The sequence below is a fragment of the Corynebacterium sp. LaCa117 genome, from assembly GCF_046717765.1.
GTDB lineage: Bacteria > Actinomycetota > Actinomycetes > Mycobacteriales > Mycobacteriaceae > Corynebacterium > Corynebacterium kefirresidentii.
The window spans coordinates 809,353-824,159 of record NZ_CP177102.1; the positions used below are offsets into that span (position 1 = coordinate 809,353).

General features: G+C 49.3%; 8 protein-coding genes and 2 pseudogenes. 8 read left to right on the top strand and 2 right to left on the bottom strand.

Features of this window, described 5'->3' with window-relative positions; all coding sequences use genetic code 11:
• Positions 1-38: 38 nt before the first annotated feature.
• From ACLI1L_RS04155 to ACLI1L_RS04165, 3 genes and pseudogenes are all read left to right on the top strand, one after another.
• Positions 39-971: an ABC transporter permease gene (locus tag ACLI1L_RS04155; RefSeq protein ID WP_288820062.1), complete on the top strand. Its 933-nt coding sequence runs from the start codon at positions 39-41 to the stop codon at positions 969-971.
• Between the two features lie 11 nt (positions 972-982).
• Positions 983-1,918, top strand: coding sequence for an ABC transporter ATP-binding protein (locus ACLI1L_RS04160; protein WP_408934348.1), 936 nt, complete (start codon positions 983-985; stop codon positions 1,916-1,918).
• A 436-nt stretch (positions 1,919-2,354) separates the two neighbouring features.
• Positions 2,355-2,951, top strand: a pseudogene (locus ACLI1L_RS04165) (transposase); the annotation flags it as partial.
• Here ACLI1L_RS04165 and ACLI1L_RS04170 read toward each other — a convergent pair.
• Both ACLI1L_RS04170 and ACLI1L_RS04175 read right to left on the bottom strand, forming a co-directional pair.
• Positions 2,939-3,785: pseudogene (locus tag ACLI1L_RS04170) on the bottom strand (IS3 family transposase); the annotation flags it as partial. The pseudogenes ACLI1L_RS04165 and ACLI1L_RS04170 sit on opposite strands and share 13 nt — an antisense overlap.
• 456 nt (positions 3,786-4,241) lie before the next feature.
• Positions 4,242-4,919, bottom strand: a complete 678-nt coding sequence (locus ACLI1L_RS04175; RefSeq protein WP_411708148.1) for a glycosyltransferase — start codon at positions 4,917-4,919, stop codon at positions 4,242-4,244.
• Positions 4,920-5,340: 421 nt separating this feature from the next.
• On the opposite strand from ACLI1L_RS04175, the gene ACLI1L_RS04180 reads away from it, so the two are divergent.
• From ACLI1L_RS04180 to ACLI1L_RS04200, 5 genes are all read left to right on the top strand, one after another.
• Complete coding sequence (locus ACLI1L_RS04180) at positions 5,341-5,718, top strand: hypothetical protein (RefSeq protein ID WP_316981150.1); 378 nt, start codon at positions 5,341-5,343, stop codon at positions 5,716-5,718.
• A 3-nt stretch (positions 5,719-5,721) separates the two neighbouring features.
• Positions 5,722-7,290: a hypothetical protein gene (locus ACLI1L_RS04185; protein WP_411708149.1), complete on the top strand. Its 1,569-nt coding sequence runs from the start codon at positions 5,722-5,724 to the stop codon at positions 7,288-7,290.
• A gap of 2 nt (positions 7,291-7,292) precedes the next feature.
• Entirely contained in the window at positions 7,293-7,844 is a 552-nt protein-coding gene (locus ACLI1L_RS04190) for a hypothetical protein (protein ID WP_411708150.1), read from the top strand.
• A 15-nt stretch (positions 7,845-7,859) separates the two neighbouring features.
• A complete protein-coding gene (locus ACLI1L_RS04195; protein ID WP_411708151.1) occupies positions 7,860-12,287 on the top strand; it encodes a glycosyltransferase in 4,428 nt (1,475 codons plus the stop codon).
• 144 nt (positions 12,288-12,431) lie between these two features.
• On the top strand, positions 12,432-14,729 hold the full coding sequence (locus tag ACLI1L_RS04200; RefSeq protein ID WP_411708152.1) for a heparinase II/III family protein: 2,298 nt from the start codon (positions 12,432-12,434) through the stop codon (positions 14,727-14,729).
• Positions 14,730-14,807 lie beyond the last annotated feature (78 nt).

The window sequence follows — 14,807 nt, forward strand, 5'->3', positions numbered from 1 at the left end:
TAGTTGACCCCTACAACGAACGAAAGGATTGGTGACGAATGAAGCTCAACCTATCCAATTCGCAGCGTTCGCGTCAGGCCGAAACCCAGCAGCGAATTAAAGATATCGAGAATCACGACGGCCCAGTAATTATCGTTGATAAGGGGCGACTGACACCGCTTCAGACGCGTCCATCGCTGAAAGACTATGTGCTCCAGCTATGGGAGCGCCGACATTTTATCTGGGCAGATGCTCGTTCAAAGGCGCTTCGTACGACGCGTGATTATCGTTTGTGGAAGCTTTGGCTAGTTATCAACCCATTGCTTAACGTTGTCTTTTACGGCTTTTTGTTCGGTGTCCTCTTCAAGACATCACGCGGTGTGCCTAACTTTGTTGGCTACTTATTTATTGGCACTACTTTTATGCCAATGATGTCGGGCCTGCTGTCTCAAGGCACAAGTTTGCTTCCCTCAAATCGGGCTATGATCCGTGCATTCAACTTTCCAACAGCTTCGTTGGCGTTTTCGCAAACGCTTCGTTCAGCAATCGATAACCTGATTCCTGCTGCTGTTTCGATTGTCGTCGCATTGCTACTCCAATGGCATACGGTGCCTTCTTGGAAAGTGATTTTCGTTGTTCCGTTGTTCTTAATGATCCACATTTTCGGTTGTGGTCTTTTGATGATCGGAGCTCGTGTGTGCGCTCAGATACCTGATGTTAAAGCAGTAGTGCCATTGGTTACGCAAGCTTGGTTCTTCTTGTCAGGCGTCATGTTTACGCTCGACCGTTTCGATCACATACCAACAGTGAAACAAATTATGAGTCATAATCCGGCGTATGAGTTCCTAAGCGCAGTACGTAACGTCGCTATCTACGACACCATACCGTCCCTTAGCGAGTGGGGCTCGCTGTGCGCCTGGACCTTTGGACTATTTGCAGTTGGGTTCCTGTTCTTCTGGCAGGCCGAAGACCGATACGTCCGATTGACCTAGGAAGGCACCTCGTGGATATCAATTACATTGAAGACGCCAACGTTGTTGTTAATCGGGTAAGCAAGCGATACGTGATTTCGCAATCGCGTTCGGATGATGCCTCTGTTGTGCGTACACGCAAACAAGACCAAGTCGTCGATGCTTTGGTGGATGCTTCTCTGGTGGTAAAACCGGGCGAATCTGTTGGCATTATTGGCCTAAACGGTTCGGGTAAATCTACGCTCCTTTCAATCATCGCGGGTGGCCAAGCCCCGACTTCCGGACAGGTGCTTACTTCGTCTACGCCAACGCTGATGGGGGTGGCTCCTGCACTGCAGGGGGGCCTTACCGGTGCACAGAATATTTACGTCGGGTGTCTGGCTCTGGGAATGACCCCGGAGGAGGCTAAAGCGCAGATTCCCCTTATTGCCGAATGGACGGAGCTCGGGGATGCGATTAATCGTCCAAAGTCAACCTATTCGTCGGGTATGGGCGCGCGCCTTGCTTTTGCAATTTCTACGGCGATTAAGCCTGAGATTCTTCTCATCGACGAAGCACTCTCAACCGGTGATGCTGCCTTCGCGGCCAAGGCATCCAAACGCATGAATGATCTCCTTGATCGCGCCGGTAACCTTTTCCTGGTGTCTCACTCAATCGCCGAGATTGAAAAGAACTGCCAACGTTGTGTGTGGATAAGCAAGGGCCACATCATCGCTGACGGTCCGACGACCGAAGTTGCTCCTAAGTACCATGAATGGGCCCGTCTTATGGGTAAGCCTGACAAGACTCCCGGCATTGAATATTTGCGCGAGGTAACAGACGCTTATGTTCCGCCGGTCATCTGCGTTGAGGAGAATAAACAACCGGGCAATGCGGCGCCGAGCGGTCCTTCCAAGAAAACCGGGAAACACCGGAAGCCTGCGCATCGCCAGGCGCGGCAACCGTTCTTCAAATTTTGGGGTAGCTAGATGCGCTCTGATAGCGCCCCGGCTTTCTACGAATAGATTGAGGCTGACGCGAACTAGGAAGCGTCTAGAACACATTCACTGGCAACTAAGGGGAGCTGTAGCGAAGGGTTAGCGAATAGGCGAAACTTAAGGAACGACTTGGAGCACTGAACTAGTCCAAATTAAGTCGTTGATACCCAACGGCCTTCAATGGCAAAGCTATATAATTGGAGACATTTGGTATTCCTGTTAAATCAAAGGCGAAACTGTGCTCCAAACGTGTAATGAAGTGCCCCAGGTTTTGTTCCGTTTGAGTAGATGGGAAAATCTGGAGGTTGCGTCCGTTAGCGTGGTGTACGAGTTAGTTCCTGTGATGGGCCCCGCGGACAAATAGGGCGACCATCATGGGTACTTTTCAAATCAACTTCTACCTATCCTCGAAAAGACGACACCCATAATGGCCGCTGGCCCTAAATCTATTGGCCCGACCGCGTATCTCGAAGAGCTACTCACCCAAGCATCATCCGATCTGATGCGTCAGATGCTCGGTGATTTCATCAACCAAATTCTATCTGCCCAAGCCGATACTGTCTGCGGCGCTGACCAGGGCACCAGCAGCGACAACCGCGTCAACCACCGCAACGGCTACCACCACCGACTACTGGATACACGGGTCGGCACCGTCGATATGGCTATCCCGAAAATACGCCACGGTTCCTTCTTGTCTGACTAGCTGTTAGAACGACGCACCCGTACCGAACGTTCCTTAACCACCGTGATCGCCACGTGCTATTTAAAGGCTGTGTCTACCCGCAGGATGAACGACCTAGTCGCCATCCTCTGCATCACGAACTTTTCGAAGTCACAAGTCAGTGAGATGGCCAAAGACTTGGATTCGATGGTGGAGGATTTGTGCCCCCGGCCACTGGATTCCGGCCCGTACTACTACCTCTCGTGCGACGCGCTGACGATGAAAGTCCGGGAAGTCGGACGCGTGGTCACAACGAGTGTGCTGCTAGCAACCGGTGTCAACAATGATGGCTACCGAGAACTGTGAAGCGTCCTGGGTTTAGTTCCGTTTCTTTTACTACTCGTATTGACGGGCTGGGTGAGAGGGTACTCGATTTCTACTTCCTGCGGGGTGGGAAAGTCCAATGCTTCGTGAATGCGCTTGGTGTTCTACCAATGCACTTACCGCTAGGTCGCCAACTCAACTTCCCGCACTGACGTCCACAGGACGTGAGGGTAGATGAGTTCAGCTTTGTAGAGTCCATTGACGGTCTCCGCCAATGCGTTGTCATAGCAGTCGCCGACTGTTCCCGCACTCGAGCGAACTTCATACTCAGCTAAGGCCGTTGAATATTTCAACGACACGTACCGACTGCCCCGTTCACTATGGGGAATCAACTGATTGCCATGGATTCTTCCAGCAGTGGTTAAAACGTGCTCTCAAGCCTCCATCGGCAGCGCATCAGTGCGCAGCGTAGAGCACGTAGCAACACCAACAATTTTCCGACTGAAGACACGGACTACAAATGCGGTATAGGCGAATCCCGACGAAGTGCGAACTTAGGTAATATCGGCAACCCAAATCCTGCCCGGTGCGTGCTCACGAAAGTTTTGCTGCACCAGGTCCGGGCGACAATCAGGTGTTTTGGACTTAGCGTTGTTACCGGGTCTCGTCCACGTTTGCGGCCGGAAACACCTGCTAGCTTCATCAACCGGGCAGTCTTATCGCGGCCAATATGAAAGCCTTCGCGGTTGATAGCGTGCCACTTTTTCGAATACCGTAGACCAAAAAATTCTCCGCATGTACATGCCGAACCTCTGGAATGAGCAGGCTATCGCTTAACTCTCTCGCACTTGGCATACGTTGAGGAGCTCGCCGACCATGTTTTCAGGCGCGCTGTAGTAAGCAGGACTCCAAGCGGACCATTTCAATGATCTGATGGACCGCCTTCTCCTTAAACTCGACGGAATACTTTCTGGGCATAGTGCCTAATCCTTCCTTACTTGAGGTAGGAACTAAAAACAGGACGCTTCACGTTGTGCTATGCGGAACCTTGGCAAGTAGAGGTAAGGTGAGCGGCGTTGGCCGCGTAAGACTAACTGCGAGTGCATTGATGAATAGCATCAAAACATTTTCTTGGGGCTGGCCAAAATGGTTAGTGCTATGCTCGGACGTGATTTAAGCTCAATCCGAAAGTTTCCACTTGAGAATAGGAGAGGATTTTCGCATCGCTCATTTGCCAGGTTTGCGACGTTTTGACGTCGCGTCGGCGAGCGGCAATGTAATTGAACCTAACCGGTGAAAATATGGAGTATCCCGCTTTGGCTGCTCGTCTCAGCAAATCACTGTCTTCGTTTTTGACAATTCTCCAATTTTCAAGCTCTTAAGAACCTGGGACTTGCAAAACAGTGTAGCGTCGGCGACAAAGTGGTACCAAGTCAGCTCTTTCTGCGGCCAGCGCAGCGACAGGGCATCTGCGCCTTCAAGGTAAAAATAAATGGCTGCCTTACCCAGGATTAATTCCGCACGATCGCGATATGTATGCTCGGGCCAAATCTTGCGTTGCGCGCGGTGTAAGACCCGGTCACTGATAGCCGGCGACATGAGGAGAGCCTTGATGAGGGGCTTTACTTTTTCCTTCGGATCAATAGAAAATACTTCATTAGGCGCAAAATGGTTATCGATCGCCTGACTACGTGTCGTCACTACCGGTGTGCCGCAGGCGATTAACTCGAAACGCCTTCTAGCGCACATGGTAGGACTCTGAGTGACCGAATTTACATTGAGAAAGTTCTTGTAATCTTTGTAGACGGAGAGCCTTTGCGAGTAGGGGAGAGATCCGACAACGCGATTTTTTAGGGTGCCAGGGAATTGGTACTTGGCGTCACCGCCGTCATGTAGGGAATAAATGTCGAAGACATAGCCATTCTCTCTCTGGGGCTCATTCGTAGCACCCAACAACGAGTTCAAAGGTACTAAGCGTCCTGGACGCCAGCCTTCGCTTCTCAACATTTTTCAACCCTCGTCGCTCCAAGCTGACAGCATTGTTCGGCATGATCCCGGTGGCCCGGGTGGCCTTATCGTTGTAATGAAGTTGCTTCTCGGTGTCGCGGTGGCTTAGATGCGAGTTGGCGAAACGGTTTAGCTTTTGGACGAATGGTACTGGCATCTGTGATACAGTCTCATCAGATCTCGACTGTGGCACATCAGCGTCGCGGGTTATTGGGATTTGAGGCTTGGATGGCGATACTCAGCTTTCCGACGCGCAAGTATGTAGGCGACTGTCTTGCTTGTCTGGACTTCGCCGGAATATAACTGGTGACAAGACAAAAGAGGAAGTAAAATTCGAACGGAGTGAGATCGCGTGGGTTTCATCCCGTTTGCCGAGACGTCGATGGTGTAGTATTCGCTGCAAAACTATAAGGAATAATTGGTGGAAAAGAAGATATATATCGTTGCTCTTTTTTTAACTGTGGGATTTGCTTGTTTAGGGGCGACGTTTGGTCTTTTTGGCGCAGCCAATTGGGCATTTCTTTTTTGTGGACTCGCGATTGCCCTAATCCCGGTCGTTTCTCATTTGCGAATGCGCCGGATGCTGAATGCGATGCGTCGTCTTAGGGGCAATGGAGGGCATATTGCTGACGACCATTTGAAATCTCTGGAGACAAGTGTTTCGAAGTTGAGCCAGAGGGTTGAGACTGTTTCAGCGGCGCTTTCCAATAGCGAAGTTGGTCAGCTCGCGCGCCTTGCTAATGAGATCCGTAGGGAGTCTCGGATGATACGGCTCAGGACCGAAAGTCTACAACGATAGCTAATGAACAATACCTTTACTTCCCTCAGCGAGGCAGTAAAAGCCTTTAGTGATCGGTATGAGATGTTTTCGTTACCCTCAATATCCTCACAGGACGAAGCACTTTTATCGACTTGCGATTTTGTGTCTTTACTAAATCGAAAAATAGAGACGGCGGACACTCGTAGTGATGTCCAACAACTTGAGGGATACAAGATTCAGGCGGTACGATGGCTGAAGGACTGGATGGCTGCGCATCCCGAAGACCGCCAAAGACTTTCCGACATTGTACAAGGCAGAGTGGATGAGGGATTCCCGTGGGACGTAGTGCGTCCACCGTCGACAGCACTCGCCATGTTATACAATTTTTCTCCCTTCCAGGACACAGGCGCGACAGTTGCCTCAAAGCGGCTTCGCGATTTTACAAGATCATTCGATGTAATCGCTTGTTCCTTTTTAAATAAGAAGAAGATCGATTCAACGATTGAGGCTATCGCGGAACCTTACGTTAATTCGAAGTACTTTTTGCCTTTGAATCCTTCTTGGGCGTCTTGGGAGGCTTTCCAAGCTTTTGTGGCGCATTCAAACCGTGCCGCAAATAGTCTCTTGGCGGATGGCCGTAAATATGATTTCGTTTATTCGCGGGCGATGTGGGCACCGTCGATTTATGCGGGCGCATGGTTCAAAATGAAGCATCCTGAGATTGCATGGGTTGCCGAGTTTTCGGATCCGCTTTCGTTGGATGTGGAGGGACTCTCTCGTGGGGGCGAGATTCCTCGCGATGCCTTCAGCGCTACGTTAATGCAGGAAATTCAAAGTTCCTTCGCTGATGTTATGCCGGAAGACCTAAACATCTTTTCGCTGGCAGAGTATTTGGTTTATGCACTCGCAGACGAGATTATCTTTACCAACGACAATCAGCGAGCTACGATGCTTGAGCATGTCGTTGATCCGCGAGCGCGGGCTCGTATCGAAGAAGTTTCGAGCGTTTCCAACCACCCGACTCTTCCGCGTAACTACTACCTCCGAGAAGATAGTAATTACGAAGTTGACGATGACGCTCTTAACCTAGGATATTTTGGCGAATTTTACTCCAGTCGCGGAATTACTGAGGTCACCGCGGCAATTAGATCTTTGCCCGAGACGATTCAGCGCAGAGTTAGACTGCATGTTTTTACTAATTATATACCAGCTTTTGACGGGGCTCGCCGGCCCCGCAACTTTTCACAAGCGCAGTTCGACGACTTGGTCAATCGAGCCTTGGAGGGCGTGGGGGCGACGGGAATCGAACATTTGGTTCGTTTGAACGCTTCGCTCCCTTATCTCACATTTCTCGCGACAACAGAGAAACTTGATTACCTCATCGTAAACGACGCGCGGTCGGGTGAGCATCACACTGTCAACCCCTACCTTCCCTCTAAATGGAGTGACTATGCTGGTAGCTCCGCCGAGACCTGGGCTTTTGTCGAAACTGGTTCTATTTTGTCAACCAAACCTGCGACTGTGAAAACACCTGTTGGAGATGTCTCACGAGCGCGAGAGGACCTCTGGACAATGGTAGTGCGTAAATTCCCCGAACTGGAGGATCGCTAGAGATGGTTGATACTAACGAGCAGTCTGTTCACTTTATCTTGGACAAGGTGGGCAGGAGTTCGACTCCGGACGTTCCAACCTCGCCCTTCGGACTGACATTAGGACAGCTTATTGGCGACGCAGCCTTCGCTAAAAAGCACGGCACAGTTCTATTCCTTGGGGGAAATGATCTCCGGGGTTTTCTTAATGAACGAGTCGAGACTCGGCCTGCGGTGCCGGGCCTTTTGGGGGAGCAGTCCGACGATGCTCGGTTTTCCCATCTGATCATTGACACTGCGGCTTTTGCCGCTGGCCCATGGCTGGGCAGTGACTCGGGCGCATTTCGAGAGCTAAGCGAAGAAATTTTTGAAGCCGGTCGCGTTTTCCGCGCAACCGGCCGCATCGTGATTCTTCTACGTCGGCCTGATTTTAGCCCTGGCGAGGCGTTCGCGCGTATTGAATCTACTGCAACGTGTACTTTTGATAATATTCCGGGGGTTGACTTTGAGGAGGGCGCTCGGCAATCGAAGCTCTGGATCAGTCTTCAAGATTTTGTTAAGAGCCAAAAGGGCTAACGAGAGACGATAAAAATGACGAATACTCATAAACTTCTGCAAGTTTTACTCGCATTCGACTTTTTGCCGGAACAGGATCCGACTGCCGAGACGTGGTCGTTAGCCCTCGCTAGCAAGCTCATCGACGACGGCTGTGAAGTTACGTATTTGGCGAGGGAAACAACTGAGTCCGCATTTCACAAGGAAATGGCGGAGTTGGGTGTTTCTGTGATTCTTGCGCAAACCGGTAATGAACCCGACTCTACGGATGAATTTGGTGTATTACCGCGTTATCGAGCTCGCCAGCTGATTCGCCTTGCGCGCGAAACTGCGCCGGATGTTGTCATTGTCCAAGGCGAAGCCTTTGCATTCCAGGTTTCCGCCAGTGATAAATGCCCAAAGAATTTGTGGGCGATTGTTGAAGATTCTCCGGCGAGAGGTCGGGTTAGCACTTTTGATGCTACGCGGCTGAAAACCATCTGTGCGAAGGCGCGAGTTCTCTTAGCTTCTGACGAAAGAAGCCGAGCACGAATCGAGGCTTCATGCCGTGAGGCGATTTCTAAGACGCGTCTCTTGCCCCGTTTTTATCTGGCCAAACGACGCCATGCAACGACCAAGCGCTTACCGAGTGGTCCTCCGACTTATGTTGTTGATTCATTGATTTTCAACCAAGCAGATTTGAAAATCGATTTTTCGGAATATTCACGTTTGGCCCGTGGTGAGCGTCAGATTCCCCGTTTGCTGCTTTGCGGCTTCGACGCTTCAAAAGGGGCAATCGAAACCGCATCTGTAGAACGGAGTGGAATTCTCGACGTCCCAGGCTTAATCGTAGATTCGAGGAATGTACAGAACTCAGATTTCGTTACCGCAGGTAGTATGCTGGTTGTCCCGGAGGGCTTAGCATCGAATTTAAGCGCAATTTTAGAACAAGTTGCGGATTCGAATTCTCTCAAACTTCTTGAGTTCGACTCTCAGAATCCACAATTTGACGGTTCTGAATTCGTGGGACGCCTTGTTACTGAACGCGGCTCAAACGGTCAGTCTTCGTTTCTGGAGCATTTTTTAGCTGACCTTCCTAACTACGCTACGCATCCTCCTCATGAAAATCGATTAAAAATTGTGCTCGCAGGTGCAGACTTCAAATTCGCAGGTGATCTAACAAATCTGTTGGTCCAGCGTGAGGATGTCGAGCTACGCTTGGACGTGTTCGAAAGCAATTCGAGTCCACAACCTGCGAAGTCCGTACCATTTCTCCGATGGGCGGATGTGATTATCGCAGAGTTTGCATCTTTCAATGCAATTTGGTATTCCCAAAATAAACTTCCCCATCAGAAGTTGATTGTGCGCCTTCACGGTTATGAGTTGCTGTCCGAGTGGATAGATAAGCTCGAAATCAACCGCGTCGACCGGATCGTCGTAGCATCGAATTTTTATCGCAAAAAGGCACTTGAAATGAAGGGTTGGCCTAGCGATAAAGTCGTTGTGATTCCCAATAGCGTGAATCCCGCAGACATGGATCGACGAAAGTTTGAGGATTCGCGTTTTCACCTCGGTCTCGTTGGTATCGTTCCAATTCTGAAACGTCCAGACCGAGCACTAGATCTGCTGGAGAAGTTGGTCGCCGTTGATGAGCGCTATGTACTTCATATCAAGGGCCATTCTCCCTGGAATTACACGTGGGAATGGAAGAAGTCGGCTCATCAAGATGCGTATCGTGCATTCTACAAGGAATTAGGAGAGAGAAAACTTCTCGCAAACGTTTCGTTCGAACCTTTCTCACCTGACGTGGGCAATTGGTTGAGGAAAATTGGCTGGATCCTCTCTCCTTCGTATAGAGAAACCTTCCATATGGCGGCAGTCGAAGGCGGAATTTCAGGAGCTATTCCAATTGCCTGGGAGCGCGACGGTTCGATCGACATAATTGGTGAAGAATACAATGTCTGTTCGACTGATGAAGCCTTCTCACGAATAATGACCAGTAATTATTCTCATGAGACATTCGTTAGAGAGTCCGCAAAAGCTAAGGCGGCAATGAGGCGATATTCATTGGAAATTGTCCGTGATTTGTGGCTTGAGGAAGTATTCGATGTTGAAGCTAGTGAATTGTCGGTGCGCCGCCCTGCTGCGGCACAAAATCAAGCGTTGTCGTACGCGGAACAACAGCTTTATAAGGACGTCTCCGAAGAACTTAGGCGTGGAGATACTGAAGGAGCCCTTTCGCAGCTTGACGAAGGCATAAAGTTAACAGTTGGGAAATCCGGAGCTCTCAAGGACCTAGAGCTGTATGTTCGAGGATTAGCCGCTGCGGATGAAATGCGGCTGAACCATTATATTTGCGATACCGAAAGCACAGCGTTTACCAGTCCCTTGGTTGTGCAGGTAAAGGGCGATAGGCAGGAGTGGCCGCATGTCGGCGGTTTTGATCAATTGGTTATTGATGTCGAGCTCCCACTCCATTTAAGGACGACGGAATTCCTGGATTTGGTTAGTAATGATATTCAACATGACTATGCAATTGACCAAGTCTCGACTGACAAGAACCTTCGTTTTGATCGATGGGTTCAATTTGTAAAAGCAACCTTGATTAGTCATGTTTTGGAAACTGGTGCTGACTCTTTGTTGTCCGTCGGTGGCTGGGAAGTAGCTTTTGCGAGTTCGCTCGCAGCGGATCAGTTGGGCTTGCCGTTCGTCTGGATCCCAGATGAGAGGTCGCTAAGCTTGTTGAATGATCGAATTTCTGATAGTAAATTTAACGATGCCGAGTATGAGCTGGCCCTTAGTACTTGGCGTCGCGCCGACGCAAGAATTGCTCTGACACCGGGCTCCGCGGTCGATGCCCGCGTGATGAGATTGTTTGACATCGGGTTGCAAGACCTTTCCGATCTGAAAGTGGACAAACGGTTTCTCGAATTGGATAGAATGGCGCCCTTGATTGAGAGTGCGATTGCTGGAAATCAGAGCAGCAAAGAAAATTCGCTAGATTTACATTTTCGTTTGAGCGAGTTGACGGTCGCGGTAATAGGTAGCGAGGATTTTGTCAATCGGCTTCGTTCATTGGTTGGCCGAGTAATCGAAATGCCAATCACCGATTACTTTGAGGCGATCGACGCTTTTGTCGACGTATTAATTGTCGATACAGCGGCAAATGATAATGGGCCTTGGCAGAACCGAGTTCAGTTCAATAAGGATCAAGGTCGCTATCCGATTACAAAAATCCTAGATCACGGACGCAAGCTGGGGATACCGAGCGTTTTGATCGATCGCGGCGAACACACTTTGTCACCGAAATTCTTCGCTGCGGCCAGAAAAGCGGATTGTGTCTCCCTCACATGGCTTCCAGCACTGCCTACTTTGCTAGAACTAAATCCTTCCGTCAACAGTTCCGCGTTTATTTGGCAGGAATCAGCTGAGTTCGAATTTAATTTAAGGACGATGCTGCGGTGTATGGGGATTCCTGTCGAGCAGCCTGCGATTCCTAATGGTCTTGGTATGAGGCATGAGGTCGATTTGCATGAAGAGGAAATTGAGCTAAGTTCGCTGCACGCAGTAAACGCCGTAGAGTCATCTATTTATGACGAAAAAGTGTCGGTCATCCTTGCAACCTATCAAGGGGAACTTACGATACAAAAAATGCTCGATAGCATAGGTGCCCAAACGCTTCCAGAACGTCTGATTCAACTGATCGTAATTGAAAACGGAAACGAATCCAATACCAGATCAATTGTTGAGGAATTTGCCTCAGAACATCCCGACCTTGATGTGTCGTACATGTTTGAAAAAAGAGCAAGCGTTGGCAACGCGAGAAACGTTGGAATAAGGGCTGCGACGGGCAAATATATAACGTTTGTTGACGATGACGATTACCTGGAGCCAGACTATCTTCTGTCTATGTGGTTGTCTGCATCTGATGAATCCGTTGTAATTGGCCTATTAGCTGACGAATCGCTCCGCGGAGAGCGGGAGATTAATACACCGAACAACAATCGAGTCGCAGCTCTCAAGGGAGGCCGTCAGCCTCTTCGAAATCGATCCGGATTGCTGGGATTAAATGCATGCAAGCTAATACCTTCCAAATATGCCAAACGAATCAAGTATGAAGATTCTTTGGTATCGGGAGAGGATACTGTTTTCATGAGTCAACTTTTGGAGTTTGAAGACCTCACTCTAGTTCCGTGCGCTCCGATGGCGGGCTCAATGTATGTGCGACGTATGAGCGACAACTCCGTCTCTCGCCAACCCGAGTCATTTGACTTTTGCGTAACGCAACGTATTGCAGTTATTAATTGCCTGATTGAAACCCGTAATCGAATTCACAAGAAAAACGCTGGAGCGATTAATTATCTGATTGATAATCAGGCTAGCTTTATCCGCAAATATTATTCTTCCAACCCTTCCCGACAGCGCGAGGTGAAAGATTTCATCTCCTCAAACTGCATTGACAGAAAGGTCGTACGGCTTGGTTGAGGGTCTGGCGCCTGCGCTGCACTTTGCGCTGTTACGTTATGTTGGCCTCCGCTTGTCGGGTACTAGGCGATAGTTGTTCCAAAACGCCTATAAGTTATTGGGTATCGATTATAATATCGACCCTAAAAGTTCAAATGATTTGAATTGACCTCCATTTCGGCAAGAAGCCATTCATTCTACGCTCCATACGCGAATACCTCAGCTGACCTGAAGGGCGGTGTAGTGCGTGTAGGTTTGCCAACTGGCGAGAGCTTCGAGTTTGTGCCTGGAGACACAGTTCCGTGGGATGACGTTGAAGCGGGGCTTTCGGTATCCGGAAGACTGTATTTACATGGAGGGCAGTTTTTGGGGTTTGTGGCCCCTCGGCTGTCCTCGGAGTCGTGGAGTCCAGTTCTTGAAAGTTATGCAGGCTGGATTGGTTCAGCTAAGATTCGCAGGAAAAATGTGAGTAATCCTTCATGGGATCACGCTACTTCCATGCGGATTGAAACATTCGCGATGCTTCTTCTGGATAGGTATGTTCCCGACGATGTTATTCGAGCAGTCACGGGACTTGTGGCTGAAGATATTGAGTGGGCGAGCGATGTTTCCAACATTCCGCTGAATAATCACGGGATGTTTGTCGTTCGTTCACTTTTATTCGCGAAAATGCAGTTAGTTGAAGGCGGCGCGTTTCAGCATCTTGGCACCAATGACTTTTCCAGAAGTATAGACAAAGCTATCTCTGATCGTCTACCTGCCATATTGGATTATGTATATGGCGATGACGGTTGGTGCGGTGAGAACTCTCCAATGTACGACCGAGTTTGGATAAATTTGCTGCGGGGGCTAACGAATACGTTTACTCCAGAGCTTACTGATATCGGGGTTTTCAACAAAGTTCGGTGGATTCTTGAAGCATCAGATGAATCTTCTCGATATCTGATTTTGAAGAACAAACGTTACGTCCCTCGCGGAGACACTCCTAGGCAGCTCACTAGACTGGCCCCGCAACTTGGGACGGCATTTAGCCAGCGAGTAGGTACATGGGTCTATTCCTCTCAGAATCTCTATTTGTTAGCTACTTGTGGCTACTCATCAGTGACTCATAAACATCCTGACGATACGCAGCTTTATCTAGCCTACAAGGGCATTGATTTCTTTATTGACGGAGGTTTTCACAGCTACAACTACGAAGATCCTCGGGTCCGAGCATTGCGTACCTACGCAGCACATTCTGTTCTTTCCATAGAAAGCGCTAGCCGGGTTCCGTCTTGGGAAGCTTACAAATCTTCTAAACCTGCGGCTCTTCCCTCGATGCCCGAAGCTAGTGACAGTCACGTCAAAATGAGAAACATAATCAGCGGAGTAACACTTGATCGTCGAGTGGAGGTGTCACCCCATGACTCGGTTGTAGTTGAAGATTCTTGGTCAGGGGTCGCTGGAGATGTCGTCGTGTCGCGCTATTTGTTACCGAATAATTGCGAATGGTCTATATCAGGGAGGACTCTTTTATTGACTCGATTGGGGGTCCAACTGAAGGTTGTTTTTGATTCTGATGTAGAGATCAAGGAGATTCGTGGTGAGCGACAGGAACCATATCGTGGATGGTACTCGACAAATGCGAATCAATTAATCGAAGGAATATGTTTAGAGATATTTCCCCGCCCATCTGAGGCCGGATCTCTGAAGTATACGATCCACGCTTCTGAAGGGGATCTTCGACAAAACAAGAAGACAGAGGGCCCGTCCTTGGACGAGCTGGTTGAGTATGCGAGTTCCTTTCAACGCGCGTCCGATCGTGAAATCGCAAATCAACCAACAGTTGTCTATGGACTTGACGAGCGGAGTTTAACCGTCGCGGCCGTTCTAAAAGCTCGCGGTTTACTTAAAGGATTAGTTTCCAATGAGTCCAAGTTCGTAGGAATGCGAATCTTTGGTTGCGAAGTCAAGGATTCTAGTGAGCATATCAATGAACGTGTTCTTGCTGGAACTAGTAATCTGGATGGTCAGGGTGGAGTTCCTGAGGAGGTAATTCGAGAAGCGAATGCCGTTCAACTCTACCGGGCTAGCCGCTCATTGTTTCTACTCGGGCTTGTTGAAAGATCAAAATTTCTCGATAACGAACTTTATCGACGGTTCAACTGCAAAATCCCAGGTTCTGCCGAGATAGGCCCCGGATTCCAACTCGGAGATGGCGGTATTGGAGTTGTCATTCATGCGAACTCAATCATTGGAAAAAACGTGACCGTAGCACAAAATGTGACGCTCGGTGGTCGTAATCGAAGATTGGGAGCTCCAGTGGTAGGAGACAATGTATATTTTGGTGCCAATTCGGTATTCCTTGGAGGTACCATTGGGAACAATTGTATTGTTGGCGCGGGATCGGTTGTGTTAGAACCTGTTGAGTCGAATTCGGTAGTAGCGGGAAATCCCGCGCATTTGATCCGTAAGAGGTCGTAGGAGCATATTTCGATGAAATACGACTCTGGCAGTTTTCGGCGTGACTTCTAAAATCATATGCCAAGAGGGTGTCGGAAG